Here is a 1,679-nt window from a genome sequence, read left to right on the forward strand (position 1 = left end):
CTTCTTCCCCGTATTAGATTTTTGAACACTGCCTTCCTGTAAATTACAGCAGCAGTTTCTTCAACATCTTTAGGTAATTTCATCTTTATCGTAATATTTTTCATCTCTTGCAGGGCTACTGACAGATTTCGCTCTGCAGAGTTGCTGACTCTTATTCTCTGATGCCATTTTCTAACCCTGTATATTTGGGCTCTGTTTCTGTGCGGTATTCTCTTCCCGTAAGAGTCTTTGTTAGACCATGAGATCTCTGTAGCAAGACCTTTGTCATGAGTAAGGTAATTTATAGGAGCGCCAGTACGAGCACGTTTATCATCTTGCTCAGCATCAAAAGCACGCCATTCAGGGCCCTGATCTATGTAACTATCATCAATGACAAGACCACAGTCTTGGCATATTAATTCTCCTCGTTCATAGTCACGAATCAGATGAGTGGATCCACATTCAGGGCATACAACCACATGTTCTTCTATGTTTTTTTTCTGCATAAACAGCCACCACTTGAGAGGATAATAGTAGTCAGTATATATTGTAGTATATATTCTTTTCTATAAAAATAGCAAAAAATAGATAAACTTATCTGTTATTTTTCTTCCGGAGGCTTGATTTTCCGAAACGTAAAAAATATCAGGATATCATATAAAATTTTTATAGATCCGCCAGCGACAAACGGGATAGAGTACTGAACAACCTGGATCATGAAACTGGACAGTGCCGGGCTCGAAGCTTGAGCTATCGATCTTGGAATATTTGTCAACCCAGCAACAGCAGTTCTCTCTTCAGGTTTTACAATCGCCATCATGTAGGATTGTCTAGTGGGTACATCCATCTGTGACAGTGATTGACGGGCAAATAAAAATATTACAGATCCTATTGCTGTGGGGGAGAAAGGTATTAATATTAAAAATATCGATGATGGGATATGGGTGAACACCATAGTGTTCAACAGTCCTATTTTTTTAGCTATTCTAGCGGCTAAGAATAGAGAGAGCGCTGTTATTATTCCAGATACGAAAAACAGCACTGAAAGAGAGCTAAGGTGTAGACCCCATCTTGAATAAAACCATAGCGCCAGTAAACTCTGTAAGACAAAACCACCGCCAAAAGCATCCATTGAAAAAAGTGCAGACAATTTGATAATGATCTTTTTTGTTTCTGGAGTTATAGGTTTTTGAATATCTTTTTTGTTATCCAGCTCCAATTTTGAGCCCAGAAGGTAATAGATCAACGCTAGAATCAATGCTATTGTAGCATAAACATAGAAGAGCAGATAATACAAATTAAAGTTATTTAAGAACCCCGGCAGGCCACTGAACAAAGATCCAGCAGCCATGGCAGTGTATCCTATAAAGTTGTAAGTGCTGTACATCAAAGTTCTTTTTTCAGCGCTTGCAAACTTGGTCAATGCTGCCTGTTCAATGCTCAAGAATGGTCCAGTTTCAGTGCCTGTAACACTGATCGCACCTATAAAAGCGGCAATCATTATAAAATAGTTGTTTATATTTAACGCAAATATTATACCTGATAAAGCCATCATGAAAGAGAGCAGTATAAGGCTTCTGCCTCTACCGAAAGAGTCAGCATATTTACTTATTAGAATATTGTAAAACACACTGCTTAATATAGCAACTGTAACCACAATGCCCACAAAAAATGCAGAGTATCCAGATCTTAAAAGATAG

The 1,679-nt window shown here is 38.2% G+C and carries 2 protein-coding genes; both read right to left on the reverse strand.

Annotated features, from left to right (window positions below):
* The coding region (locus QXQ25_00005) for a TFIIB-type zinc ribbon-containing protein (GenBank protein ID MEM0160095.1) at positions 1-485 on the reverse strand (485 nt) is incomplete at its 3' end.
* Positions 486-580: 95 nt separating this feature from the next.
* Positions 581-1,679 (reverse strand): MFS transporter (locus tag QXQ25_00010; GenBank protein MEM0160096.1); only part of this gene is annotated, 1,099 nt, incomplete at its 5' end.

This window comes from Thermoplasmata archaeon, assembly GCA_038729465.1.
Lineage (GTDB): Archaea > Thermoplasmatota > Thermoplasmata > Thermoplasmatales > ARK-15 > JAVRLB01.